Source organism: Myroides sp. JBRI-B21084 (genome assembly GCF_030545015.1).
Lineage (GTDB): Bacteria > Bacteroidota > Bacteroidia > Flavobacteriales > Flavobacteriaceae > Flavobacterium.
In genome coordinates, this window is record NZ_CP120653.1 from 44,115 (window position 1) to 69,889 (window position 25,775).

The 25,775-nt window shown below is 33.0% G+C and carries 22 protein-coding genes and 1 tRNA gene; 8 read left to right on the forward strand and 15 right to left on the reverse strand.

Annotated features, from left to right (window positions below):
* Window positions 1-32: 32 nt before the first annotated feature.
* From ypfJ to P3875_RS00265, 5 genes are all read right to left on the reverse strand, one after another.
* Entirely contained in the window at window positions 33-902 is an 870-nt protein-coding gene (gene ypfJ / locus P3875_RS00245) for a KPN_02809 family neutral zinc metallopeptidase (RefSeq protein ID WP_303444259.1), read from the reverse strand.
* Window positions 903-928: 26 nt separating this feature from the next.
* Window positions 929-1,627, reverse strand: a complete 699-nt coding sequence (locus P3875_RS00250) for an RluA family pseudouridine synthase (RefSeq protein ID WP_303444260.1) — start codon at window positions 1,625-1,627, stop codon at window positions 929-931.
* Window positions 1,628-1,736: 109 nt separating this feature from the next.
* Window positions 1,737-2,555, reverse strand: a complete 819-nt coding sequence (gene panB / locus P3875_RS00255) for a 3-methyl-2-oxobutanoate hydroxymethyltransferase (protein WP_303444261.1) — start codon at window positions 2,553-2,555, stop codon at window positions 1,737-1,739.
* A 91-nt stretch (window positions 2,556-2,646) separates the two neighbouring features.
* Complete coding sequence (locus tag P3875_RS00260) at window positions 2,647-3,822, reverse strand: SH3 domain-containing protein (RefSeq protein ID WP_303444262.1); 1,176 nt, start codon at window positions 3,820-3,822, stop codon at window positions 2,647-2,649.
* 7 nt (window positions 3,823-3,829) lie between these two features.
* Entirely contained in the window at window positions 3,830-5,251 is a 1,422-nt protein-coding gene (locus P3875_RS00265; RefSeq protein WP_303444263.1) for an L-serine ammonia-lyase, read from the reverse strand.
* Window positions 5,252-5,517: 266 nt separating this feature from the next.
* Here P3875_RS00265 and dnaK point away from each other — a divergent pair, with 266 nt between their 5' ends.
* Together dnaK and P3875_RS00275 are read left to right on the forward strand one after the other, a co-directional pair.
* Window positions 5,518-7,410 carry a molecular chaperone DnaK gene (gene dnaK / locus P3875_RS00270; protein WP_303444264.1) on the forward strand — a complete coding sequence of 631 codons (1,893 nt, stop codon included), beginning with the start codon at window positions 5,518-5,520 and terminating at the stop codon, window positions 7,408-7,410.
* 83 nt (window positions 7,411-7,493) lie between these two features.
* Window positions 7,494-8,021 carry a hypothetical protein gene (locus tag P3875_RS00275; protein ID WP_303444265.1) on the forward strand — a complete coding sequence of 176 codons (528 nt, stop codon included), beginning with the start codon at window positions 7,494-7,496 and terminating at the stop codon, window positions 8,019-8,021.
* A gap of 59 nt (window positions 8,022-8,080) precedes the next feature.
* On the opposite strand, the gene P3875_RS00280 is transcribed toward P3875_RS00275, so the two are convergent.
* On the reverse strand, window positions 8,081-8,491 hold the full coding sequence (locus tag P3875_RS00280) for a DUF4293 domain-containing protein (protein WP_303444266.1): 411 nt from the start codon (window positions 8,489-8,491) through the stop codon (window positions 8,081-8,083).
* Window positions 8,492-8,707: 216 nt separating this feature from the next.
* On the opposite strand from P3875_RS00280, the gene rho reads away from it, so the two are divergent.
* Both rho and P3875_RS00290 read left to right on the forward strand, forming a co-directional pair.
* Window positions 8,708-10,321 carry a transcription termination factor Rho gene (gene rho, locus P3875_RS00285; RefSeq protein ID WP_442930320.1) on the forward strand — a complete coding sequence of 538 codons (1,614 nt, stop codon included), beginning with the start codon at window positions 8,708-8,710 and terminating at the stop codon, window positions 10,319-10,321.
* Between the two features lie 14 nt (window positions 10,322-10,335).
* Window positions 10,336-10,764 carry a rhodanese-like domain-containing protein gene (locus P3875_RS00290; RefSeq protein WP_303444269.1) on the forward strand — a complete coding sequence of 143 codons (429 nt, stop codon included), beginning with the start codon at window positions 10,336-10,338 and terminating at the stop codon, window positions 10,762-10,764.
* 40 nt (window positions 10,765-10,804) lie between these two features.
* Here the strand turns inward: P3875_RS00290 and scpA are convergent, their stop codons facing one another.
* From scpA to rsmG, 9 genes are all read right to left on the reverse strand, one after another.
* Window positions 10,805-12,928, reverse strand: coding sequence for a methylmalonyl-CoA mutase (gene scpA, locus P3875_RS00295; RefSeq protein WP_303444270.1), 2,124 nt, complete (start codon window positions 12,926-12,928; stop codon window positions 10,805-10,807).
* Window positions 12,928-14,292 (reverse strand): methylmalonyl-CoA mutase subunit beta, encoded by a 1,365-nt coding sequence (locus tag P3875_RS00300; RefSeq protein WP_303444271.1) that lies wholly within the window; start codon window positions 14,290-14,292, stop codon window positions 12,928-12,930. Before P3875_RS00300 ends, scpA begins: the two co-directional genes overlap by 1 nt.
* A 29-nt stretch (window positions 14,293-14,321) precedes the next feature.
* A complete protein-coding gene (locus P3875_RS00305) occupies window positions 14,322-14,666 on the reverse strand; it encodes an FtsB family cell division protein (RefSeq protein ID WP_303444272.1) in 345 nt (114 codons plus the stop codon).
* A gap of 1 nt (window position 14,667) precedes the next feature.
* Entirely contained in the window at window positions 14,668-15,279 is a 612-nt protein-coding gene (udk, locus tag P3875_RS00310; RefSeq protein ID WP_303444273.1) for a uridine kinase, read from the reverse strand.
* Window positions 15,280-15,384: 105 nt separating this feature from the next.
* Window positions 15,385-15,459: transfer RNA gene (locus tag P3875_RS00315), tRNA-Pro, on the reverse strand.
* A gap of 73 nt (window positions 15,460-15,532) precedes the next feature.
* Entirely contained in the window at window positions 15,533-15,850 is a 318-nt protein-coding gene (locus P3875_RS00320) for a rhodanese-like domain-containing protein (RefSeq protein WP_303444274.1), read from the reverse strand.
* Window positions 15,851-15,869: 19 nt separating this feature from the next.
* Complete coding sequence (locus P3875_RS00325) at window positions 15,870-17,288, reverse strand: MBL fold metallo-hydrolase (RefSeq protein WP_303444275.1); 1,419 nt, start codon at window positions 17,286-17,288, stop codon at window positions 15,870-15,872.
* A gap of 83 nt (window positions 17,289-17,371) precedes the next feature.
* Window positions 17,372-18,175: a sulfite exporter TauE/SafE family protein gene (locus P3875_RS00330; RefSeq protein ID WP_303444276.1), complete on the reverse strand. Its 804-nt coding sequence runs from the start codon at window positions 18,173-18,175 to the stop codon at window positions 17,372-17,374.
* A gap of 104 nt (window positions 18,176-18,279) precedes the next feature.
* Window positions 18,280-18,909, reverse strand: a complete 630-nt coding sequence (gene rsmG, locus P3875_RS00335) for a 16S rRNA (guanine(527)-N(7))-methyltransferase RsmG (RefSeq protein ID WP_303444277.1) — start codon at window positions 18,907-18,909, stop codon at window positions 18,280-18,282.
* Between the two features lie 149 nt (window positions 18,910-19,058).
* On the opposite strand from rsmG, the gene P3875_RS00340 reads away from it, so the two are divergent.
* From P3875_RS00340 to P3875_RS00355, 4 genes are all read left to right on the forward strand, one after another.
* The gene (locus P3875_RS00340) at window positions 19,059-20,249 is read left to right on the forward strand and encodes a pyridoxal phosphate-dependent aminotransferase (RefSeq protein WP_303444278.1); all 1,191 of its coding nucleotides are present in this window, start codon (window positions 19,059-19,061) and stop codon (window positions 20,247-20,249) included.
* 252 nt (window positions 20,250-20,501) lie between these two features.
* Complete coding sequence (locus P3875_RS00345) at window positions 20,502-22,112, forward strand: site-specific DNA-methyltransferase (RefSeq protein ID WP_303444280.1); 1,611 nt, start codon at window positions 20,502-20,504, stop codon at window positions 22,110-22,112.
* A 2-nt stretch (window positions 22,113-22,114) separates the two neighbouring features.
* Window positions 22,115-23,107: a virulence RhuM family protein gene (locus P3875_RS00350; RefSeq protein WP_303444281.1), complete on the forward strand. Its 993-nt coding sequence runs from the start codon at window positions 22,115-22,117 to the stop codon at window positions 23,105-23,107.
* A 2-nt stretch (window positions 23,108-23,109) separates the two neighbouring features.
* The gene (locus tag P3875_RS00355) at window positions 23,110-25,773 is read left to right on the forward strand and encodes a DEAD/DEAH box helicase (RefSeq protein WP_303444282.1); all 2,664 of its coding nucleotides are present in this window, start codon (window positions 23,110-23,112) and stop codon (window positions 25,771-25,773) included.
* Window positions 25,774-25,775: the final 2 nt, after the last annotated feature.

The following is a 25,775-nucleotide window of genomic DNA, read 5'->3' on the forward strand; positions in this document are numbered from 1 at the left end:
AGTACGAAGCATTTTTAAATTGTATGTTGTTTTTAGTATCTAATACTATTATAAATAGTTTCTATATCGCCTTGGTGCATATCACCTGTATTATATCCTTTCATAAACCAAGCTTTACGCTCTGCCGAAGTTCCGTGAGTAAATTTTTCGGGTTGTACATGACCTTGCATTTTAGATTGAATGGCATCATCGCCAACTGCTTGTGCAGCACTTATAGCTTCTTCAATGTCGTTTGCTTCTAACTTTTCTTTATTTCTACTTGCCCAAACGCCTGCAAAAAAATCGGCTTGTAACTCTTGCGCTACCGAAAACTTATTAGCAGCTGCCTCGCTTTTACCTTGTTGTGCTTGGCGTACTTTTCTGTTTGTACCTACTAAATTTTGAATATGATGGCCTGCTTCATGCGCAATTACGTACGCAATGGCAAAATCACCACCTTTAGCTCCGAAACGTGTACGTAATTCTTCAAAAAAACGTAAATCCATATAGATAGTTTGGTCGGCAGGGCAGTAAAAAGGACCCGATGCTGATGTTGCTGATCCACAAGCAGTGTTTACGCCATCGTCAAACAAAACCATTCCAGGTTCTTGATAAGTTTGTCCGTTTTCGTTAAAAATTGCTTCCCAAGTTCTATTATTATAAACTAAGTTTGCCCTAGAAAATTCACCTAATTCTTTTTCTTTAGCCGAAAGTTCTCTAGTTTGTACTTGTTCGGTTTGTTGGTTAGTGCCGCCTTGTGTTTGTTGTAGTACGTTACCAATAACTTGTCCTGTTTCGCCACCAAACATGGTTAACAAAAGTGCTACAATACCAATAATACCACCACCTACAACAGCTTTGCCACCGCCTGACATTCCTCTGCGGTCTTCAAAATTACCTCCTGTTTCTTTACTCCATTTCATATTTTAGTCTAAATTTTTTATCTAAATTACTCTTTTTCTATGTTTTTCCAAATAATATCTTCAGGAACAGGTGCAATAATTTTTAATTCTTCTTTACTTACCGGGTGTGTTAAAACAAGTTTTCGTGCATGTAAATGAATTCCACCGTTGGGATTGCTTCTGTCAAAACCATATTTTAAATCGCCTTTAATAGGGCATCCAATGGCTGCTAATTGGCAACGGATTTGATGATGACGACCCGTGTGTAAATTTATTTCTAAAGCAAAATAAGTGTTTAGTTTTTTTAATATTTTGTAGTCTAAAATGGCTTTTTTGCTGTTTGTAACTTCTTTAAAATGTGCTTTTGACGTGTTGTTTTTAGGGTTGCGAGTTAAGTAATGTGTTAATGTATCACTTTCTTTAGGTGGATTGTTTTTTACCACAGCCCAATACGTTTTTTGCGTTTCACGGTTTTTAAATAAATCGTTTAAACGGGTTAACGCTTTTGATGTTTTTGCAAACAGTACGATACCTGTAGTTGGGCGATCTAGCCTATGAACCACCCCTAAATACACAGCTCCAGGTTTGTTATGTTTATCTTTTAAATATTCTTTTACCACATCGCTTAGGGGTTTATCGCCGGTTTCATCGCCTTGTACAATATCGCCCACCCTTTTATTTACAACAATAATATGGTTGTCTTCGTATAAAACTTGTAAGTTGTTTTTTGTTGAATAGATTTTCATAAATATTAAAAATGGTTGTCTAAAATATCTGTATTTGTCAAGCTGAATTATGTACGGAATGACAGATAGAATTTTTTAGGCAACCAATTTATTTAGCTGTAATTGTAAATTAATATTGTTCTGTTGAGTTTGGAAAGTCTTTCGATTTTACATCGGTTACATATTGGCCAATTGCTGCTGTCATGTCTTCGTACAAATTCATGTATCGTCTTAAAAACTTAGGGCTAAATTCGTGCGTCATTCCAATCATATCATGTACAACTAAAACTTGTCCGTCAACACCACCACCTGCGCCAATACCAATAATAGGAATTGAAACTTCTTGAGCTACCTTTGTTGCCAATGCTGCCGGAATTTTTTCTAAAACAATTGCAAAGCAACCTATTTTTTCTAGCATTTTGGCATCTTCTATTAGTTTTTCGGCTTCGGCTTCTTCTTTAGCGCGTACGGTATAAGTACCAAATTTATAAATTGATTGCGGTGTTAAACCTAAGTGTCCCATGACAGGTACACCGGCACCTAATATTTTTTTAATACCTTCTTTAATTTCTTTACCACCTTCTAGCTTAAGGGCATGTGCGCCACTTTCTTTCATTACACGAATGGCAGATTCTAAAGCTTTTTTAGAGTCTGATTGATAGGTGCCAAAAGGTAAATCAACCACAACCAAAGCACGTTGTACCCCACGTACCACGCAAGATGCGTGATAAATCATTTGGTCTAATGTTATAGGTAATGTGGTTTCGTGACCAGCCATTACGTTACTGGCAGAATCGCCTACTAAAATAACATCAACCCCAGCGGAATCTACAATTTTTGCCATGGTGTAATCGTAAGCTGTAAGCATAGAGATTTTTTCTCCGTTTTGCTTCATATCAAAAAGTGACTTGGTTGTCACTACTTTATAATCTTTTTTTGCAACAGACATAATTTGCGTTTTGTTGTTTTGTTGGGGTAAAATTAGCTAAAAAGTTTAAGAAAAAAGAACTTTTTAATAAATACAAAGGTTATGCAGTTTTTTAACAATAATAAAACATTGTTACTTTAGTAAGTTGGTTGTTTTTAAATTGAAACTCGTATGCCATATAATCGGTGCTTATGTAATACGAATTATTAGGTGCATCTATAGAAGTGATTAATCCAACACCAACTTTTAGAAAATCGGCAAGAGTAGTGAAATTTGTTAAATAGGTGTTTTTAATTTTAAATCCGTTGGTATTTACTATATCTAAAGAACTTATCGTATAAGTTTTATTCACATTATGTTCAATACATGCAACTGAACCAAAATACACTTTCGTTTCATGTTCTTCTAAACCACAATCATCAAAATCGGTGGTGTTCCTTTTAATCTTTCCTAAATTTGTTTCTAAAAACGATTTTTTAAATCCATTTTCTGGTTCTAATTCATTGTTTAAAGTAAAGCCAAATTGTTTTTTCTTTCTTAATTTTAAAGGAAGATTAAAATCATTTTTTGGAATGTTTTTAAGAACATCGGCTTGCAATAAACAAATTTCGGCAATTTGTGGTTGATTGTTTTTTAAAGCAAAATCGGCATACAAACGCAAAGCGGCTTCGTTTTCGCTTGGGTTGCTGTTCCAGCCTAATTCTAAAATACGTTCGGCAAATTTCTTCTGTTCTTCTAAAGTTTGCGCTTTTTTGTATTGATTTTTTAAAGTGATTAAATCAGGCCTTTGTCCAACATACTTTGCTGGAATATATCCTTTTTTATTATTCATTTGAATTGGAATCCAAGCTTCGGAATTGTATGGATAATAATAAATGGGTATAGGTGTTCCATTTAAAATATTTCCTACAATAGGCGATGTACTGGTAGGTAATTCTCTGATTTTTAGTCCTGCTACTGTGGTGAATAAGTGTGGTGAACCATAATAACCATCATTTTCTATAATAATTGCCGGCGATTTTTGAAATTCATCGTTAGCGTGTAAACCATCTTTTACATTGTAAATATCGGTGATGTAAACGGTACCAGTGTATGGTGTGTAAATTTTGTAAACATATTCATCCTTAAGGAATTCATAAGAATCAATCGTTGCACCGCGTAGAAAAATACCTACAGCCTTTGATTGTTTTGCATTGTTATACGCAATTGTTGGTGTTGTAATATATTTATTACGTTGCGCATTTAAATACAAACCTGCCAATAAAAATAATAGGATGTATTTTTTCATGATTTTACTAACAATCGGCCATATTAACAGCTATTGCTAACCCGCCTTCGCTGGTTTCTTTGTATTTATTATTCATATCTTGTGCTGTTTGCCACATGGTATTTACTACTTTATCAAGCGGTACTTTTACGTTTTTAGGATCTGTATCTAACGCAAGTTCTGCAGCGTTGATAGCTTTTATTGCACCCATAGTGTTGCGTTCAATACAAGGTATTTGTACCAAACCACCAATAGGGTCACATGTTAAACCTAAATGGTGTTCCATGGCAATTTCGGCAGCAACTGTTACTTGTTCTGGTGTTCCACCCATTAATTCACAAAGAGCAGCGGCAGCCATTGCACTAGATACGCCAATTTCGGCTTGACAACCGCCCATAGCAGCAGAAATAGTAGCACCTTTCTTAAAAATACTGCCTATTTCGCCTGCAACCATTAAAAATTGTTTAATTTCTTTATCGCCCGCTTTATGGTTTTCAATTACCAAATAATACATTAAAACGGCTGGTATAACACCTGCGCTTCCGTTTGTTGGTGCGGTAACAACACGTCCTAAAGATGCATTTACTTCGTTTACAGATAAGGCAAAACAGCTTACCCATTTTAAAATTTGTCTAAAATAAACTTTAGTTTTGCGAATGGTTTGCAGCCATTCTTGAGGGGAGTTATATGGTAAATCGCCTTTTAATTTTTGATAGGTATCAAAAGCACGTCTACGTACATTTAATCCGCCTGGAAGTGTTCCTTCTGTATGGCACCCAATATAAATACACTCTAACATAGTGTTCCAAATACGCATTAATTCATGATCGATTTCTTCGGGCGTACGTAAAGATAATTCGTTTTCATAAACCAATTCAGAAATAGATTTATTTTCTTGTTTGCAAAAAGCTAACAATTCATCGGCTTTATCAACAGGAAAAGGAAAAGCTGCTTTAATTTGATTATTTTCTTTGTTTTCTGCCGATTCTTCCTTTACAACAAACCCACCGCCTATAGAGTAAAAAGTGGAAACGTATTGCGTGTTTTCGTAAAAGGCTGTAAATGTTAAACCATTGGCATGAAAAGGTAAAAAGTTTTTGTTGAAAACAATGTTTTCGGCAGGGTTAAAATGAATTTTAACGCTATTGCCTAATTTTAAACTATTTGTTTGTTTAATTTGGTTAATAATGCTTGAAATATCTTCAACAGGAACATATTCTGGGTCGGCACCACTTAAACCCAACATTACAGCTAAATCAGTTGCGTGTCCTATACCTGTTAACGATAAAGATCCGTACAAATCAACGGTTACGCGTTCTGTTTTATTAAAAATATCCAACTCTTTTAATTCGGCAATAAAGCGTTCGGCAGCACGCCACGGACCTAAGGTGTGTGAGCTAGAAGGGCCTACGCCAATTTTTAACATATCAAAAACCGAAATACATTCCATAATTTATCAAACAATTAATAAAGCGAAGATAATTAAAAATATATGTAAGTTTTCTAAAATTTTGTTAGATGTGACATTTCATTTTAATTATACCTTTTTGGCATTTTTTTACGTATTGATTTTATTCTTTTTGTGACAGTTTGACAGATTTAACAACCGTTTTCTGACATTTTTTTACGCTTTTTAAGTTAGGCATAAGAATTGACTATTAGCTAAGCGTGATACAATCACAAAAAAATAAATACAAAATAAAGAATATAAAAAATATGAGTAAGATTATTGGAATTGACTTAGGAACTACCAACTCTTGTGTTGCTGTAATGGAAGGTAATGAAGCGGTGGTAATTCCAAATGCAGAAGGTAAAAGAACAACCCCATCTGTAATTGCATTTGTAGAAGGTGGTGAAATTAAAGTAGGTGACCCAGCTAAACGTCAGGCAGTTACTAACCCAACAAAAACCATAGCGTCTATTAAACGTTTTATGGGTGAAAAATTTTCTGGTGTACAAAACGAATTAACACATACAGCATATAATGTTGTTAAAGGTGATAACGATACGCCACGTGTTGATATTGATGGACGTTTATACACGCCGCAAGAATTATCGGCAATGACGTTACAAAAAATGAAAAAAACAGCCGAAGATTATTTAGGCCAAACAGTTACGCAAGCGGTTATTACAGTACCAGCTTATTTTAACGATGCACAACGCCAAGCTACTAAAGAAGCAGGACAAATTGCAGGGTTAGAAGTTATGCGTATTATTAACGAACCTACTGCGGCTGCATTAGCTTATGGTTTAGATAAAGGCGGACAAGACAAAAAAATTGCGGTGTACGATTTAGGTGGTGGTACGTTTGATATTTCGATCTTAGAATTAGGCGATGGCGTTTTTGAAGTATTGTCTACAAACGGAGATACGCATTTAGGTGGTGATGATTTTGATCAAGTTATTATCAATTGGTTAGCAAATGAATTTAATGCAGCAGAAGGTGTAGATTTACGTCAAGATCCTATGGCATTACAGCGTTTGAAAGAAGCAGCTGAAAAAGCAAAAATTGAATTGTCTTCATCTGCTCAAACCGAAATTAATTTACCGTACGTAACAGCTACTGCTACCGGACCAAAACACTTGGTACAAACGTTAACACGTGCAAAATTTGAGCAGTTAGCCGATGATTTAGTACGTCGTTCAATGGAACCATGTAAAAAAGCATTACAAGACGCAGGTTTATCAACAGGCGATATCGATGAGGTAATTTTAGTAGGTGGATCAACACGTATACCAGTTATTCAAGAGCAAGTTGAAAAATTCTTTGGTAAAAAACCTTCAAAAGGGGTAAATCCAGATGAAGTTGTTGCAATTGGTGCAGCTATTCAAGGTGGTGTATTAACGGGCGATGTAAAAGATGTATTGTTGTTAGACGTTACTCCGCTATCATTAGGTATTGAAACAATGGGTGGTGTAATGACAAAGTTAATCGATGCAAATACAACCATTCCAACAAAAAAATCACAAGTGTTTTCTACAGCTGTAGATAACCAACCATCGGTTGAAATTCACGTTTTACAAGGTGAGCGCCCAATGGCAAACGATAATAAAACAATTGGTCGTTTTCACTTAGATGGTATTCCACCAGCACAACGCGGTGTACCTCAAATTGAAGTTACTTTTGATATTGATGCTAACGGAATTATTAAAGTATCTGCAACTGATAAAGGAACGGGAAAATCACACGATATCCGTATTGAAGCATCTTCAGGATTAACTCCAGAAGAAATCGAAAGAATGAAGAAAGAAGCAGAAGCAAATGCAGAAAGCGATAAAAAAGCTAAAGAAACTGCTGATAAATTAAACGAGGCTGACGGTATGATTTTCCAAACTGAAAAGCAATTGTCAGAGTTTGGTGATAAATTATCTGAGGGTAACAAAACAGCTATTCAAGGTGCATTAGATGAATTGAAAAAAGCGTATGAAACACGTGATTTAGCAACTATTCAACCAGCTTTAGATAAAATAAACGAAGCTTGGAAAGCAGCTTCTGAAGAAATGTACAAAGCACAAGCAGAAGGGCAACAAGGTAGTGCACAACAAGCACAACCAAACCAAGAAGCTGGCGATGCTACACAAGATGTAGAATACGAAGAAGTAAAATAATTTAATTTTTTCATAAATGCGAAAAACCTCAAGCTGAAAAGTTTGAGGTTTTTTGTTTATATTTAATTATTAAAAATAAATGTATGAGGTTGTTGATTTTGGTAATGTCATTTTTGTTATTTGGTTGTACGGAAAATTTAAAGAGTAAAGAAAGAATAATGCAAACGAATAATAAAGAGTTTAGATATAATTTAAGGATTTTATCAATGAGCTATTTCCCTGCGTTTTCTAATCCAATTGATGTTTTAATTGATTTTGATGATAAACTTATTTGTGTATATCCGCCTCAAGATCTGTTTAATCCAAATATTGCAATTGTTGAACCTTTTGTGATTAAAATAGAAGATGTAGATTTAAAAAAGCTTGACAATTTTGTAAAGATATTTAATTCCATTGATTTTAAAAAAACAAATGAAGGATATGCAAGAGACGGATTGCATTTAGAAACCTTATTTGTGTTTTCTAATCAAACATTACAAAAAGTTTCACCAGGAAATATGCCAATTAAAAAATATGAAGATTTATCAAAAATGATATTAGAAATTGTTTTAAAATACAATAAATCCCAAAATAATGAAAAGGTAATAGAAAAAATAAAAGAGTACTATTAAACAAAAAATCCGACCATTGGTCGGATTTTTTAACGCACTAATAAACTAAGATGTAAGGTTTATCGTATACGATCTGCAGATTTTACAAGATCTTCGTCCTTCTTAATGGCTTTGTTAGCTAACACCAACAAAATGATAGAAACAATAGGAAGAAACATCCCAATACCCTTCTCTGAAACCAAAGTTTCTCCAGATAAATTTAGCGATTGATACACAAATAATCCTAGTAATATAAAGTTCAATATCATGTTCAATCTGTTATAAACAAATTGAGTTTGTCTTTTTTTGTATGAAAAAATAGAAATAATGCTTAATGCAGCACCTAAACCAAACAATAACGTGTACATTGTATTTTGCCCCACACGGAAATCAACACCATTGGCATCTTTCCATAACGGAAAAACCAATGATAAAACACCCGAAACAATAAATGCCAACGCTAAATAAATGGTTTGTATTCTTTGAATCATTTTTTATTGATTTGTTTACAAAAGTAACACTAATTTTTTTTAAAAATAACGCTTATTAAAAAAAATATTGTAATATTGCATTAGAAAATCGTAACTTCTTCATTGTTCGACCTTTCTAACTTATCAGAAAAACTTTCTTTTAAGCAATATCTCAAAAAAAAATTAATATCAACAACAACGTCATAATATATGTTTGACAAAAATGTGTTAAAGGGCATGAAATTGCCCGAAATAAAAGAAATAGCAAAAACAATTGGTATCGCAAAAACCAATCTTAAAAAAGAAGAATTGATTGATGCCATTTTAAAGCTACAAGCTAGTTTTAAGGAAGAAGAAGTAACTACAACTGCTACCGAAACTGCAACGCCCCAAAAAAAGGAAAAACGAAAAAGAATACAAACTACAGCTGATGATGTTGAAACAGAAGAGGTTAATACAGTACCTGAGCCAACAACAACACAGCCAACAGTTGATGAGGTAATTGAGGATACACCAACCAATTCACCTAAACAAACCCCAAATAAGCAGCGTAAAAAAGCAACCCAAGCTACAGAAACGCAAGAACAATTACCTTTAGAAACGGTTGCAGAAACTGAAAAAGAATCTACAGAAAAAATACCAGCTGAAACCGAAAAGCAAAATACCAATCAAAATCAAAACAGAAATAAAAATCAAAAAAAGCAAAATTACCGTGATCCTGATTACGAATTTGAAGGTATTATTGAATGCGAGGGTGTTTTAGAAGTGCCAAAAGATGGTGGTTCACACGGTTATTTACGCTCGTCTGATTACAATTACCGCAAATCGCCTGATGATATTTATATCTCACAATCACAAATACGTTTGTTCGGTTTAAAAAAAGGCGATACTATTAAAGGAATTGTTCGACCACCCAAAGGGAATGAACAACATTTTCCATTGGTTCGAATTACAAAAATTAACGGTCATGAACCCGATGAGGTGCGCGATCGCCCTTCATTTGAGCATTTAACACCGTTATTTCCTAAAGAAAAATTCAACTTATCAGGCAATAATTCTAGACTTTCAACACGTATTATCGATTTATTTGCACCTATTGGTAAAGGGCAACGTGGTATGATTGTGGCGCAACCTAAAACGGGTAAAACTATGATGTTGAAAGAGATAGCTAATGCTATAGCAGATAATCATCCGGAAGTTTACCAAATTGTTTTGTTAATTGATGAACGCCCTGAAGAAGTAACAGATATGCAACGCAATGTACGGGCAGAAGTAGTAGCGTCGACCTTTGACGAAGAAGCACGTTACCACGTTGAATTAGCCGATATGGTACTTGAAAAAGCAAAACGCTTGGTAGAATGTGGACATGATGTAGTTATTTTATTAGATTCAATTACGCGTTTGGCACGTGCTTATAACACAGTTCAGCCAGCTTCGGGTCGTGTTTTATCGGGTGGGGTAGATGCTAATGCGTTGCAAAAACCAAAACGTTTTTTTGGTGCTGCCCGCAATATAGAAAACGGCGGATCGCTAACAATTATAGCTACAGCATTAACCGATACGGGTTCTAAAATGGACGATGTTATTTTTGAAGAGTTTAAAGGTACTGGTAATATGGAATTGCAGTTAGATCGTAAAATTGCAAACAAACGTATTTTCCCAGCTGTTGATTTAACTTCCTCTTCAACACGCCGCGACGATTTGTTGCAAGATCGTTTTACTAATAGTAAAATGGTTGTTTTGCGCAATATTTTAGCAGATATGAACCCAGTAGAAGCTATTACTTTTATTCATGACCGAATTAAAAACACAAAATCAAACGAAGAGTTTTTTGATAGTATGCGTGATTAATTAAAATTTGTTGTATGAAAAAAATTATTTTATTATTTATTTGTTTTTTGAGTTTTTTGGGAATGAAAGCTCAAAACTTTTTAGATCCTTGGACACCGAAGCAACTTTTAAGTACACAAGTTTTGGCTGCCCGTATAAATCAAAATAAAATGAGCCAAACGGTTGTTATTAACATTGGCCCTGATGCGGTAATTAAAGGATCTTTTAATTTAGGCCCTGTACAAGATAAAGGAAATAGAGAAAAGCTTATAAATTACTTAAGCAAAGTACCAAAAGACAAGGAAGTGGTTTTGTATTGCGGATGTTGTCCGTTTGAAAAATGTCCAAACATACGTCCTGCATTTAAAAGTTTAATTGCCATGGGTTATAAAAATACTAAACTTTTAAACATACCTAAAAACATAAAAGTAGATTGGATAAATAAAGGTTATCCTGTTAATTAAATAAAAAAATCTCCTAAAAACTAATTTAGGAGATTTTTTATTATTCGTTATCTAACAGTACATTTAGTATAGTAATGGCTGCATCGGCAATTTTAGTACCTGGACCAAAAACAGCAACTGCACCCGCATCAAATAAATACTGATAATCTTGTGCTGGAATTACGCCTCCAACAATAACCATAATATCTTCACGGCCGTATTTTTTTAATTCTTCAATTACTTGTGGAACTAACGTTTTATGACCAGCAGCTAAAGAAGAAACACCTAGTACATGCACATCGTTTTCAACGGCTTGTTTAGCAGCTTCGGCAGGGGTTTGGAACAAAGGTCCCATATCTACATCAAAACCAACATCGGCGTAACCGGTAGCTACTACTTTAGCACCACGGTCGTGTCCATCTTGCCCCATTTTAGCAATCATAATACGCGGACGACGTCCTTCTTGTTTTGCAAAATCGTCAGCAAGTTGTTTTGCTTTTGCAAAGTTTTCATCGGTTTTAATTTCTTTGTTATACACGCCGCTAATTGTTTTAATTTGTGCTTTATATCTACCAAAAACGGTTTCTAATGCATCGGAAATTTCACCTAATGTAGCTCGGTTTTTAGCAGCCTCAATTGCTAATGCTAATAAGTTACCTTCGCCGGTTTTAGCTGCATTTGTTAAAGCAGCTAAGCATTGGGTTACTTTGTTGGTATTACGTGTTGTTTTTAAGGTGTTTAAACGCTCTATTTGTTGTTGGCGTACCACTTGGTTGTCTACCTCTAAAATTTGTAAAGGATCTTCTTTTTCTAAGCGGTATTTATTAACCCCTACAATGGTATCTTGACCCGAGTCTATTCGGGCTTGTTTACGAGCTGCAGCTTCTTCAATGCGCATTTTAGGAATGCCAGCTTCAATTGCTTTAGTCATTCCTCCGTACGATTCTACTTCTTCAATTAACTTCCAAGCTTTTTCTGCAATTTCAGCTGTTAAACTTTCAACGTAAAAACTACCAGCCCAAGGATCAACCGTTTTACATATTTTGGTTTCTTCTTGTAAAAATATTTGTGTGTTACGAGCAATTCTTGCCGAAAAATCGGTTGGTAAAGCAATTGCCTCATCTAAAGCGTTAGTGTGTAATGATTGCGTTCCACCAAAAGCAGCTGCAGCCGCTTCAATAGCTGTACGTGCTACATTGTTAAAAGGATCTTGTTCGGTTAAACTCCACCCGCTTGTTTGGCAATGTGTGCGCAATGCTAACGATTTATCAGATTCTGGATTGAATTGTTTTAATAATTTAGCCCAAATCATTCTACCAGCGCGCATTTTAGCAATTTCCATAAAATGATTCATACCAATTGCCCAGAAAAACGATAAACGTGGTGCAAAATCATCTACCTTCATGCCCGCAGCCAAACCTGTTCGCACGTATTCTAAACCATCGGCAAGGGTGTATGCTAATTCAATATCGGCTGTTGCGCCTGCTTCTTGCATATGATAACCCGATATAGAAATGGAATTGAATTTAGGCATATTTTTGCTGGTGTATTCAAAAATATCGGCAATAATTTTCATTGATGGAGTAGGTGGGTATATGTAGGTGTTACGCACCATAAACTCTTTTAAAATATCGTTTTGAATGGTTCCTGACAGCAGTTTTTCATCAACACCTTGTTCTTTTGCAGCTACAATATAAAAGGCCATAATGGGCAATACTGCACCGTTCATGGTCATAGAAACCGACATTTCGTTTAATGGAATTTGGTTGAAAAGAATTTTCATATCTTCAACCGAATCAATAGCAACACCTGCTTTACCAACATCACCTACCACACGTTCATGGTCAGAATCATACCCGCGATGCGTTGCTAAATCAAAGGCAACCGATAAGCCTTTTTGCCCAGCGGCTAAGTTTCTACGGTAAAAAGCGTTGCTTTCTTCGGCAGTAGAAAAACCTGCATACTGACGAATAGTCCAAGGGCGACGCACGTACATAGTTGCGTATGGGCCACGTAAATTTGGAGCAAAACCAGCGCCAAAACCAATGTGTTCTAAATTTTCAATATCGCCAAAAGTGTACGTTTGCTTAACGTTTATACCTTCGGCAGTTTCAAAACTATTAGGGTTGTTTGCAACTGTTTGCTTTTGATTTGGTAATTGTATATTTTGTATGTTTTTTCTCATTATTTGGCATTTTTTTCATTTTCTAAACGTTCTTGCTCTATTGTTTCAGCTAAGCGTTTTTCAATGATAGGTGATATTAATGTTTTACGAGGGTTGTTTTTTACAAAAGGATACAACTCTAAATCGTTTGCCATTTTATCTTGTAAATTTGGATATTTGTTGGTGCCTAATAAAACTTCTTTACCTTGGTTAAATAATTCTTGTTCTTTAGTGGCAGCTTCGGTTATTTTTCGTTGAATGGTACCTTCGATTAATTGCGTAATTAAACCGCCATTTTTTTCGATATCTTTAAAAAGATCCAATCCTTTTTCGGCTAATTGTTGTGTTAAATTTTCAATATAATAAGCGCCATCGGCAGGATTGTTTACTTTATTAAAGTAGCTTTCTTCTTTTAATATTAACAACTGATTTCTAGCAATACGATCGCCAAATTCGTTGGTTTTATGGAAAATAGCATCGTACGCAATGTTTTCAACAGCGTTAGCACCTCCCAGAACTGCACTCATACATTCGGTAGTTGTGCGTAGCATGTTTACGTTGTAATCGTATATGGTTTTATTGCGTAAGGTTGGTTTTGCTATAATATGAAAACTAATAGTATTATCGTATTCGGTTGCTAAAGCGTTTAAAGTAAGGCGCAAAGCACGTAGCTTGGCAATTTCGAAAAAATAATTACCACCTACTGCAACTTGTATTGTTATGTTTTTGTTAAAAGTACTAATGCGGTTTAAATATTCGTTGGTATGTGCAAGTGTATAAGCAATTTGTTGCACCATGTTTGCACCAGCGTTTTGGTAAGTTGTAGCATTAACAGTTAACCAATTGCAATTTTGTACTTTATTGTTGATTTGATTTAAAGTTTCAAAATCGGTAGTTCCATCTTTGTAAAAATTACCATCAAATAGCAATTGATGAATTGGATCAACCAAAATAAAAACTTCAAAAGGTAATTTTGCAGCTTCGGTATCAACCGCTAAAATGGTTTCTTGGTTTAAAAATAAAAACTGTAAGTAAACCGCTTTTGGTGTGTTTTGTATTTGATTAATTAGCTGTACTACATTTATTTCGTTGTTTGGAATAATAAATCGAATGCTTTCGGCACCACGTTTTAAAACTTCGTTAGCTTTTGCAATAGACTTTTCTGTATTATGAACATAAATTTCTTGTACAATTGCAAAATTGGTATTTGTAGTAGTTATGTTAGTAGTTACCGTATCATCATCGTTGTGGTAAAAGGGTTTAACTTTAATACCTTCTAAGCTTTCCCAAACTAAAGTTTCGTTATAATCCGCGCCTTTTAATTCAAATTGAATTTGGTTTTTCCACTGTTTTGATGTTACTTTTTCAAACTGGTTAAATAACATAGTTTTAGTTTTTAGTTTTAGTTTTTAGTTTAGTTAATAGGTTGGTTTGTAGGGTATTCTTTATCGGTGTCGATAATGTAAATGTCTTCGTTTTCGCGTTTCATGTAATATTTTTCGCGGGCGTATCTTTCAACTTCCTCTTTACGATACATTTTTTTTATGTTTTTACTGTCGCTTTTTATTTCAGATTGATAATAATCGCGGTTGTTTTCTAGTTTTTCAATTTCTTTATTAATAGCTCTGTGGTCAAAAAAAGCATAAGTATCAAAAAACAGCAACCAAATTATAAAGAATAATGAAACCAATACAAATCTATTAGTAACCCATTTTAAAAAGGGATATTTAACCAATAAAGCGGCAATTTGTTGTTTCATTTTAATCGTTTATTTTTTTGTTTATAACCGTGCGAACAATATCAATTGCAACAGTGTTGTATTTATCGTTAGGAATAATAATATCTGCATATGCTTTTGAAGGTTCAATAAACTGTTCATGCATTGGTTTAAGGGTGGTTTGGTATCTGTTAAGCACTTCGTTCATATCACGGCCTCTGTCTGCAATATCACGTTTAAGTCTTCTAATTAATCGTTCGTCAGAATCGGCATGAACAAATATTTTAATATCAAACAAATTGCGTAGTTCAGGGTTTGTAAGTATTAAAATACCTTCCACAATCATAACTTTTCTTGGGTGGGTTAAAATATAATCGTCGGTACGGTTGTGATGAACAAATGAATAAACAGGTTGGTTTATGCTTTTGCCAGCTTTTAAATCTTGTAAATGCGTACATAACAAATCAAAATCAATAGCCCTTGGATGGTCAAAATTAATTAAAGCACGTTCATCCATAGACAAATGATCGTTTGCTTTGTAGTACGAATCTTGAGAAATAATACCTACTTCCGTTTCAGGTAATTCATTCATAATTTGGTGAACAACAGTAGTTTTGCCGCTACCAGTGCCACCTGCAATACCAATTATAAGCATTTTAATAATGTTTTTACAAATGTACTTAAATTTATAAAATAGTAAACTTATTGTTTGGAATTACTTATAAAAATAATACCCGCCTAAAAAGGCGGGTATTTAGTGTCGGGGTGGCAGGATTCGAACCTGCGACCTCCTGGTCCCAAACCAGGCGCGATGACCGGGCTACGCTACACCCCGAAAACAACTTTTGTTTTCAATGATGCAAATTTAGTTGTTTTTAATTAGTGTGCAATTAAATTGATTAGATTTTTTAAAAATTTATATTTTTTAAAACATTTTGTAAACTGCCACCGTTTGTAACATTTGCAATTCCGTTTTGTTTTAAAATATTTTTGGCCATGTTGCTTCTGTTTCCGCTGCGACAAAAAACCACAATGTTGTTTTTGTTTTTAAATGAATTTATTTGATCAACTATTTGATTTAATGGAATGTTAACTGCTTTTTTTGCGCTACCGCTTGCAAATTCTTCAGGTGTGCGAACATCAACCAAAAATACATTTGATGAGGAAAGAACTTCTTTAAGATTTGAATCGTTAGAATCGACTAAGTTTTTTATGAATTGAAACATTTTTATAGAATTTTTAGATTTATAACATAGTACTTGGACAAACAAAATTGCTTATTTGAAATTTTTCTGACGCTTTTATGGCTGAAAAGCCACCTTGTACATCAATTAAATTATCGTAACCACGTGCTTTTAAAATTGAGATAAATATCATAGAACGGTATCCACCCGCGCAATGAACATAATAAGTTTTGTTTTTATCAATAGCGCTAAGTTCTTGATTTATATAATCTAAGGCAATGTTTTCTGATCCTATTACGTGTTCAGAAAAATGTTCACTTTTTTTACGAACATCTAAAATGTTTGTATTTGGGTTTTTATCTAGAATATTTGCCAATTCGTTAGCTGTTATCGATTTAATTGTGTTTGTTAGTTTTCCTGCTTTTTTCCAAGCATCAATGCCACCTTTTAAATAGCCAAGTGTATTTTCATAACCAACGCGTGCTAAACGAGTAACCATTTCTTCTTCTTTACCTTCATCGGTAACAAGTAAAATAGGTTGTTTAATATCGGTAATTAATGCGCCAACCCAAGGAGCAAAACTACCGTTACTACCTATATTTATACTATTAGGAATAAACATTTTTGCAAAAATTTGGGCATCGCGTGTGTCTAAAATTAACGCATTGGTTTCGTTTGCAATTAATTCAAATTCGGTTGATGTTAGTGCAGTAGTTCCTTTGTTTATAACCTTGTCTATACTTTGGTATCCTTTAATATTCATTAAAACATTTTCAGGAAAGTAAGCAGGTGGAGGCATTAATCCGTCTAAAACTTTTTCAATAAAATCTGCTTTACTCATTGGTTGTAAAGCATAATTGGTTTGTTTTTGGTTGCCTAATGTATCGGTGGTTTCTTTGCTCATGTTTTTACCGCAAGCAGAACCCGCTCCGTGTGCCGGATATACTATTATATCATTAGCCAAAGGCATAATTTTACTATGAAGTGATTCATATAAATGGCTAGCTAGTTTTTCTTGGGTTAAATCGGCCACAACCTTTTGTGCTAAATCTGGTCTGCCAACATCGCCAATAAAAAGGGTGTCGCCCGTAAATAAGCTGGTTTCTTTACCGTTTTCATCAATTAGCAAGTAGCAAGTACTTTCCATTGTATGACCCGGTGTATGTATTACTTTTATTTGAATATTACCAACGTTTAAAATTTCATTATCTGTTGCAATGTAAGCGTTAAAATTTGGTTTTGCAGTAGGGCCAAAAACAATTTTTGCTCCTGTTTTTTCAGCTAAATCAATATGTCCGCTCACAAAATCGGCATGAAAATGAGTTTCTAGCACATATTTTATTTTAGCGTTATCATTAGTAGCTTTTTCAATATAGGGTTGTACTTCTCGCAATGGATCAATAATTACTGCTTCGCCATTACTTTCAATATAATAAGCACCTTGTGCTAAACATCCTGTATAAATTTGTTCTATTTTCATAATTAATTGTATTGTTATAATTTATTTTTCAAAAGTATTACTTGTTGATTTTGTGTACAGTAACATTAGTTACATAAGTTAGTTTATTTAAAAATTTCTTTAAAAAGTATGTAAATTCCCATTATTAAAACAAACCACCCAAATGCTGTTTTAAGTTTATTTCCATTTATTTTTTTTGAAAGATACATTCCTACGAATAACCCCAAAATTGATGACAAACTAAATGGAATTAAAAAGTACCAGTTGATGTTTTGGTTGTGAAATACATCGCCCAAAAAGCCCGAAAGTGAATTTATAGCCACAATGAATAGCGATGTTCCTACAGCTTGTTTAATGGGCATTTTTGCAAATAAAACTAGTGCTGGAATAATTAAAAAGCCGCCACCAGCCCCCACTAAACCTGTTAAAACCCCCACTAAAATGCCTTGTATTAAAATGTAAATATAATTTATTTGAGGGGGTATGGTTGATGTGTTATTGCAGTTTATACATGGACGTATCATTGCTGTTGAAGCAAAAATCATTACAACAGCAAATAGAACCATTAAAGCAATGTTTTTTGTAAATTGAAAATGAGCTGTTGTAAAAATTAAATCGGGAATTATTGGTAGTAAAAAGGTACGAGTAAGGTAAACAACTGCAATGGATGGAACACCAAAAATAAAAACGGTTTTAAAATCTACGGTGTTTTGAAGTGCGTTTCTTGTTCCACCTATTAAAGCGGTGCTGCCTACAACAAAAAGTGAGTAAGTTGTTGCTAAAATAGGGTTAACACCTATAATGTATACTAAAATGGGTACCGTAAGTATTGATCCACCACTGCCAATTAAGCCTAAAGAGATACCTACTAAAGTGGCTAAAAAATAGCCTAATATATTTGTTGCCATACTATTGTATTAAGTAGGGCAAAAGTAGTTTGTAAAAAAAAGGGTGGCAGTAACATATGTTACAATTGCCCCTTTTTTTTTTAAAATAGTTATTAAAGTATCATTTAAACCTTATATTTTAAAGGTAAATGCACGACTTTTTTAGTTTCGAAAAATTCGTTCGAAAAAAAGTCACTTAAGTTATAAAGTGTAGCTTTAGGGAAATCTTTAAGTTCTTCTGTTAAATCGCCACCTTTTAAATACAAAATTCCGTTTTCTAAATCGTGTAACGATTGTTTTTTGGTTTTGCCTTTAACCCACGATACAAAATCAGGCATGTTTGTAACTGCGCGACTCACAATAAAATCGAATTTTTCAGTAACCAATTCGGCTCTTTTTTGTTCGGCTTTTAAATTTTTAAGGTTTAAAGCAGCAGCAACTTCTTGCACTACTTTAATTTTTTTTGCAATAACATCAATTGCATAAAAATTAGTTTCGGGAAATAAAATAGCTAAAGGTATTGCCGGAAAACCGCCACCTGTACCAACATCCATTACCGATGCATTTGGTTTAAACATCATTATTTTAGCAATGCCTAACGAGTGTAAAACGTGTTTGGTGTACAATTCATCAATATCTTTTCTTGATATTACATTTATTTTTGCGTTCCAATCTTGATACAAATCGTTTAATTGCTGAAATTGGTTTATTTGTGTTTCAGTTAAATTAGGAAATTGTGCTAAAATTTCATCCATAAACTTTAATTTTTTACAAAAGTACAGTTTTAGTTTTGTAAAAGCAGAATATTTAATTTGTAATGAGTTAATTTTTATTAATTATTAAAAATACATTCCGATTATTTGCATCATAATAATTACCTTTGAAGTTATAAATTATAAAAGGAATGAGTGCAAACGCGTTATCAGATAGAATTAATAATTTATCTGTTTCACAAACATTAGCTATGGCAGCTAAAGCCCGCGAATTAACAGCATTGGGTAAAGATATTATTAGTTTAAGTTTAGGCGAACCCGATTTTAATACGCCCGATTTTATTAAAGAAGCTGCTAAAACAGCAATTGATGAAAATTGGAGTAACTATCCGCCTGTTGATGGTTATTTAGAACTTAAAAATGCCATTATTAATAAGTTTAAACGCGATAATGATTTAGAATACCAACCTGCAAATATTGTGGTTTCAACAGGTGCTAAACAATCATTATACAACATTGCACAAGCCATGATAAATGATGGCGATGAAGTAATTTTACCTGCACCTTATTGGGTAAGTTACTACGAAATTGTGAAAATGGCAGGTGGTGTTCCAGTGGTTGTACCTACAACAGTTGATTCTGATTTTAAAATGACAGCAGCTCAACTTCAACAAGCCATTACTCCTAAAACAAAAATGATGTGGTTTAGTTCGCCATGTAATCCGTCGGGTTCAGTTTATAGCAAAGAAGAACTAACTGTATTGGTTGAAGTTTTAAATAAGCATGAGCAAATTTATGTGGTTTCTGATGAAATTTACGAACACATAAATTTTACAGGTAGTTATTGCAGTATTGGTTCGTTACCAGGTATGTTAAACAGAACCATTACAGTGAATGGTGTTGCAAAAGCATTTGCTATGACAGGTTGGCGTATTGGTTATATTGGCGCACCTGAATTTATTGCAAAAGCTTGTACAAAATTACAAGGACAAGTAACTAGTGGTGCAAATTCAATTGCACAACGCGCAACAATTGCGGCTTTAAATGCTAATCCTTCTGAAATTAATTATATGGTTGATGCTTTTCATAAGCGTAGAGATTTAGTTATGCAGTTGGTAAACGATATCCCTGGCTTAAAAGTAAATATGCCCGAGGGTGCTTTTTATGTTTTTCCCGATGTATCGTACTTTTTTGGTAAAACACTTAATGGCGTAGAAATAAAAGATGCTGATGATTTAGCGTTGTATTTATTAGAATATGCAAATGTAGCCACAGTTACAGGTGCGGCTTTTGGTAATCCAAATTGTATTCGTTTATCATATGCAACTAGCGAAGATGTTTTAATTGAAGCTTTTAAACGTATTAAGGCAGTTTTGTCTTAAAAAAATAAGAACATATTATATAATAGTTTAACCTCCCTTTTTTAGGAGGTTTTTTTGTAGAACAAATTCTTCTTTGTGATGTCCGTTACTTTAAGAAATATGTTTTTTGCTACAAGTTTTAGTGGGTTTTAGAAGTGGCGGGGGTGTTTTGTGCGGAGGCTTGCGTTTGTATAAAACAGTTGGGGCTAAATTTTTTACAAAAAAAAAAATTAAAAAAATGTAGTACATTTAGCATTTTAAAATTTAACATATATGCCAACACTCAATTGGATAGGAAAAGACAAAGTAATTAACCATCATCAAGATGTACCTTATAAAGTTTTAGAACAGCAATATACGTATAGCAATGGTTCAGAACACACTTTTAATTTCCCTCCTTTGGAGGGGTGTCCGCAGGACGGGGTGGTTCATAGTGAAAACAAAATTATTCATGGAGATAACCTTGAAGCTTTAAAGAGTTTGCTACCACAATATGAGGGCAAAATAAAGTGTATTTATATTGACCCTCCTTACAATACAGGAAATGAAGGCTGGGTTTATAATGATAATGTAAATGACCCTAAAATTAAAAAGTGGTTAGGACAAGTTGTTGGAAAAGAAAGTGAAGATTTATCTAGGCATGACAAGTGGTTGTGTATGATGTACCCCAGATTAAAGTTACTTCATAAATTATTAGCTGATGATGGTGTAATATTTATTTCATTGGATGATAATGAATTTGCAAACTTGAAACTAATTTGTGATGAGATTTTTGGTATTTATAATTTTTTAAATGATGTAATTTGGCAACATAGCATACAACCAAAAGGTTATCTTGGGAAATTTTCAATACATCATAATCATACTTTAGTTTACTCAAAAAACACAAGTTTTATTCTTGGAAATTTAGAAAGAACAGATGAACATAACAAAGCTTATTCAAATCCTGACAATGACCCAAGAGGAAAATGGAGAACAGGTGATGTTAGAAATGCATTATATAGACCTAATTTAATTTATGATATTCAAACTCCTTCAGGTAAAATAATTAAACCTCCAAAAAATGGTTGGAGATGGAGTAAAGAAACTTTAAATGAAAAGATTGAAACAAAAGAGATTTTCTTCAATAAAGATGAAACTAATATTGTAAGAAAAATTTATTTGACAAATGTTGAAGGAAGAGCACCTGAAACAATTTGGTTTGGTCAAGATGTAGGAACTACAAGAGATGCGAATAAAACACTAAAAGAGATATTCCATAACGAAGATATTCCATTTGACACACCAAAACCAGTAAATTTAATAGGTAGAATTTTAGAAATATCAACTGATAAAAACTCTATAATCCTCGATTCTTTTGCAGGTTCAGGCACAACAGCTCATGCTGTTTTAAACCTAAACAAACAAGATGGAGGTAACAGGAAATTCATTTTAATTGAAATGGAGAATTATGCCAGCACTATTACAGCTGAAAGAGTAAAAAGAGTAATTAAGGGTTATGGTACAGAAGCTAAACCTATAGAGGGAACAGGTGGCCATTTTAGTTTTTATGAGTTAGGAGAACCTATATTTTTAGAAAATGATTTATTAAATGAAGCCATTGGCATAGAAAAAATTCATGAGTATGTGTGGTTTTCAGAAACAAAATCTAGTTATACAAAGCAAGAGGAACAATACTTACTTGGATTAAAAGAGCAAACTGCTTACTATTTCTATTATGATGCAAATGCTATGACCACATTAGATGAAAGTTTTTTAAGAAAATTAAAAACTAAAGCAGAGCAGTATATAATTTATGCAGATAATTGTTTGTTAGATGAAAAACTAATGAGTAAATATCACATTATTTTCAAAAAAATACCTAGAGATATAACAAGGTTTTAGATATGGAAGAAAACTTAAATAAATTTATTTTATATACTGCTCCAAGTGGAGAAGTACGAGTTGATGTTTTACTTCAAAATGAATCTGTTTGGTTAACTCAAAAAGCTATAGCAGAATTATTTGGAGTGCAAGTGCCAGCAATTAGCAAACACTTTAAGAATATTTTTGAAGAAGGAGAGCTTATTGAAACTTCAGTTATTTCCAAAATGGAAACAACTGCATCAGATGGGAAAAAATATGTAACAAATTATTATAACCTTGATGCTATTATTTCAGTTGGATATCGTGTAAATTCTACAAAAGCTACACAATTTAGAATTTGGGCAACCAAAACCTTAAAAGAATATATTATAAAAGGGTTTGTATTAGATGATGATAGACTAAAACAAGGAAATGCACTTTTTGGTAAAGATTACTTTAAAGAACTTTTACAAAGAGTTCGCTCTATTAGAGCCAGTGAAAGAAGAATTTACCAACAAGTTACCGATATTTTTGCTGAATGCTGTATTGATTATGATAAGAATTCAGAAATTACCAAAAACTTTTATGCTATGATTCAGAATAAGTTTCATTTTGCCATTACAGGTAAAACAGCTGCTGAAATTATTTATAGCAAAGCCAATAAGCAAGCAGATAAAATGGGACTTACCACTTGGAAAAACAGTCCAGATGGTAGGGTCTTAAAACAAGATGTCGTAATTGCTAAAAATTACTTAGAAGAAAAAGAAATTAAGCAATTAGAAAGAACTGTAACCTCTTATTTTGATTATATTGAAGGTTTAATAGAACGAGAAAACACATTTACCATGGCAGGTTTAGCTGAAAGTGTGAACAAATTTTTAAACTTTAATGATTATAAAATTTTGCAAGGCAAAGGTAAAGTATCAAAAATACAAGCAGATAAAAAAGCATTAAAAGAATATGAGGTTTTTAATAAAACTCAAAAAATAATTTCTGATTTTGATAAAGAAATTAAGAAATTAAATAAAAAATAAAAATGGAGCTAAAGCCATACCAACAAGACGTAATAAAAGATTTAGAAAATTACCTTTCTTATCTACAACAACATACCAATCCAGCTAAAGCTTTTAATGAGTTTTGGACTGACAGAGTGGGTGCGTATAATCCACTTACTCAAACAGGAATGAAACCTTACAAAGACAATATTCTTGGAGCAGTACATATTGCTGTAAAAGTTCCAACTGCTGGTGGTAAAACTTTCATAGCTTGTAATGCCTTGTACACTATAAATAAATTTTTCAATCAAGGAAATGCAAAAGCTGTGGTTTGGCTTGTGCCTTGGAGTAATTTGCTACAACAAACTTATAATAATTTGAATAACTCAAGTCATCCTTACAGGGAAAAAATCAATAGTTTGTTTAGTCATAAAGTTGAAGTATATCAAAAAGACCAACTATTACAAGGAGCAAATTTTAATCCAACTTCTGCAACAGAGCAATTGAATATTTTTGTTTTGAATTTTAGTAGTTTACGAATTGATAAAGCTAAAAAAGAAGACAGAAAGATATTTCAAGAAAATGGTGCTTTAGAAGCTTTTAGAGACACTATTATAAACAAAGATTTAGTACTTGAAGATACAGATGAAACTGCTTTAATCAATGTTATAAGAAGTTTAAATCCTATTGTAATTGTAGATGAAAGCCACAATGCAGAAAGTGATTTGAGTGTGGAAATGCTTAAAAACTTAAACCCCTCTTTAGTTTTGGATTTAACAGCTACACCAAAGGAGAACAGTAATATTATCAGTTTTGTTAGTACTTTAAAATTAAAGCAAGAGCATATGGTAAAATTGCCTGTAGTAGTATATAATCATCACAAGAAAGAAGAAGTTATCAATAGTGCATTACATCTTCAAAGACAACTAGAATTATTAGCCAAAGAAGAAGAAACTATCACAGGAAAATATATTAGACCAATCATTTTATTTCAGGCTCAATCTAATATCAAAGGAAAGGATAATACAACTTTTCAAAAAATTAAAGAGCAATTAGTTAAGTTAAGAATACCAGAAGAACAAATCAAAATCAAAGTTAGTGGTATTGATGAGTTAAAAGGAATTAATCTAATGGATAGAAATTGTCCTGTTAGATATATAATAACTGTAAATGCACTTAAAGAGGGTTGGGATTGTCCTAATGCATACATATTAGCATCTTTAGCTGACAAATCTTCTCCTGTAGAAGTAGAACAAATTTTAGGTAGAGTTTTAAGACAGCCTTATGTAACCAAACATAATAGTCCTTTATTAAATATGTCATTTGTACTAACTGCATCTACTAGATTCAATGATACCTTAGACAATATTGTAAAAGGATTACAAGATGCTGGATTTTCTAAAGAAGATTATTTTGCAGAGGAATTACCAGAACCAAAATTAACTAATGAAGAAATTTTACAACAAGATTTGTTTGAAAATCCTGTTGTAACAGAAGTTAAATCTGATGATGATTTTAATATAAATGCTATTGACTTTAACCCTGATGAAGAGGTTACATTAGAAAGCTATACAAATAATATAACAGTTATAGGACATATTACTGAAAAAGCTGTATTAGAGAGTAAAGTTTTTGAAGAAAAAGTAAACAGCATAGAGATTGATGATAATACCACCTTTTTTACAGAAGTTATGAAGCAAACTCCAAAAAGATATGTAATAGATAAACAATTTGAATCTTTTACAAAAACTATTGTATTACCTCAATTTTTCTTAAAGACTGAAACAGATGAATTAGCTCAAAATATTTTATTTGAAGAACTTACAGAAAGTGATTATTTACTAAACAAAAATAGTTTACTCAAAGGTTTCAACTTGCTAGAGTGTGATACTAAAATTAATTTTGATGAAATTTCAGCTGAGATTTATTCTGTAGATTTTGATAGTAGCAAAGGAACTGCAACAGCTAATAAAGTTTCACAAAGAGCAAAAAATATATTGGTAGATACTATTTTGTCTAAACCAAAAGAAAACCAGATTAAAGATGTAAGTAAATTTATTGTAAGCAAATTAGGTGATATGACACCTATATCAGAGCATGACTTAAAGCGTTATGTAGGTAGAGTATTTGAAAGTTTATCAAATGACCAAATTAGAGATATCATCAATAATGAATTTATCTATATTCAGAAAATTAAAAACAAAATCAATGACTTAAGTTCTGCATATTCAAAAGAAAGATTTAAGATATTACTTGATTCTAATGAGGTTTTTGTAAAAGAGAATTTTTCATTTAGTGAAAGTATTAACCCTATCAACTTGAGTACTGCAATTGGGAAATCATTATATGAACGTGAAGATACTATGAATGGATTTGAACAAGATATGATTATGACCATTGCAACAATGGAAAACATAGTATTTTGGCACAGAAACTTAACACGTGGTAAAGGCTTTTTTATTAATGGATATTATAGAGACCACTACCCTGACTTTATCATTTACACTCAAAAAGGGAACATTGTTTTAATAGAAACTAAGGGAGACCATTTGGATAATGATGATAGTAAGGATAAAAATAAATTAGGCAAAATTTGGGCTGAAAAATCAGGAGAGAAATACAAGTATTTTATGGTTTTTCAAACTAAAAATGTAGAAGATTGCTATACAGCAAATACAATAATTGAAGTTTTAAAGAGGTTGTAGAA

Excerpts from the sequence above, each read along its gene's own strand:
- ypfJ (WP_303444259.1), bottom strand. The coding sequence starts at position 902 with ATGAAATGGAGTAAAGAAACAGGAGGTAATTTTGAAGACCGCAGAGGA.
- P3875_RS00250 (WP_303444260.1), bottom strand. The coding sequence starts at position 1,627 with ATGAAAATCTATTCAACAAAAAACAACTTACAAGTTTTATACGAAGAC.
- dnaK (WP_303444264.1), top strand. The coding sequence starts at position 5,518 with ATGAGTAAGATTATTGGAATTGACTTAGGAACTACCAACTCTTGTGTT.
- P3875_RS00345 (WP_303444280.1), top strand. The coding sequence starts at position 20,502 with ATGCCAACACTCAATTGGATAGGAAAAGACAAAGTAATTAACCATCAT.
- P3875_RS00355 (WP_303444282.1), top strand. The coding sequence starts at position 23,110 with ATGGAGCTAAAGCCATACCAACAAGACGTAATAAAAGATTTAGAAAAT.
- P3875_RS00275 (WP_303444265.1), top strand. The coding sequence starts at position 7,494 with ATGAGGTTGTTGATTTTGGTAATGTCATTTTTGTTATTTGGTTGTACG.
- panB (WP_303444261.1), bottom strand. The coding sequence starts at position 2,555 with ATGTCTGTTGCAAAAAAAGATTATAAAGTAGTGACAACCAAGTCACTT.
- P3875_RS00325 (WP_303444275.1), bottom strand. The coding sequence starts at position 17,288 with ATGAAAATAGAACAAATTTATACAGGATGTTTAGCACAAGGTGCTTAT.
- P3875_RS00320 (WP_303444274.1), bottom strand. The coding sequence starts at position 15,850 with ATGTTTCAATTCATAAAAAACTTAGTCGATTCTAACGATTCAAATCTT.
- rsmG (WP_303444277.1), bottom strand. The coding sequence starts at position 18,909 with ATGGATGAAATTTTAGCACAATTTCCTAATTTAACTGAAACACAAATA.
- udk (WP_303444273.1), bottom strand. The coding sequence starts at position 15,279 with ATGCTTATAATTGGTATTGCAGGTGGCACTGGTAGCGGCAAAACTACT.
- P3875_RS00340 (WP_303444278.1), top strand. The coding sequence starts at position 19,059 with ATGAGTGCAAACGCGTTATCAGATAGAATTAATAATTTATCTGTTTCA.
- P3875_RS00300 (WP_303444271.1), bottom strand. The coding sequence starts at position 14,292 with ATGTTATTTAACCAGTTTGAAAAAGTAACATCAAAACAGTGGAAAAAC.
- P3875_RS00265 (WP_303444263.1), bottom strand. The coding sequence starts at position 5,251 with ATGGAATGTATTTCGGTTTTTGATATGTTAAAAATTGGCGTAGGCCCT.
- P3875_RS00350 (WP_303444281.1), top strand. The coding sequence starts at position 22,115 with ATGGAAGAAAACTTAAATAAATTTATTTTATATACTGCTCCAAGTGGA.
- scpA (WP_303444270.1), bottom strand. The coding sequence starts at position 12,928 with ATGAGAAAAAACATACAAAATATACAATTACCAAATCAAAAGCAAACA.
- P3875_RS00330 (WP_303444276.1), bottom strand. The coding sequence starts at position 18,175 with ATGGCAACAAATATATTAGGCTATTTTTTAGCCACTTTAGTAGGTATC.
- P3875_RS00290 (WP_303444269.1), top strand. The coding sequence starts at position 10,336 with ATGAAAAAAATTATTTTATTATTTATTTGTTTTTTGAGTTTTTTGGGA.
- P3875_RS00260 (WP_303444262.1), bottom strand. The coding sequence starts at position 3,822 with ATGAAAAAATACATCCTATTATTTTTATTGGCAGGTTTGTATTTAAAT.
- P3875_RS00305 (WP_303444272.1), bottom strand. The coding sequence starts at position 14,666 with ATGAAACAACAAATTGCCGCTTTATTGGTTAAATATCCCTTTTTAAAA.
- P3875_RS00280 (WP_303444266.1), bottom strand. The coding sequence starts at position 8,491 with ATGATTCAAAGAATACAAACCATTTATTTAGCGTTGGCATTTATTGTT.
- rho (WP_442930320.1), top strand. The coding sequence starts at position 8,708 with ATGAAATTGCCCGAAATAAAAGAAATAGCAAAAACAATTGGTATCGCA.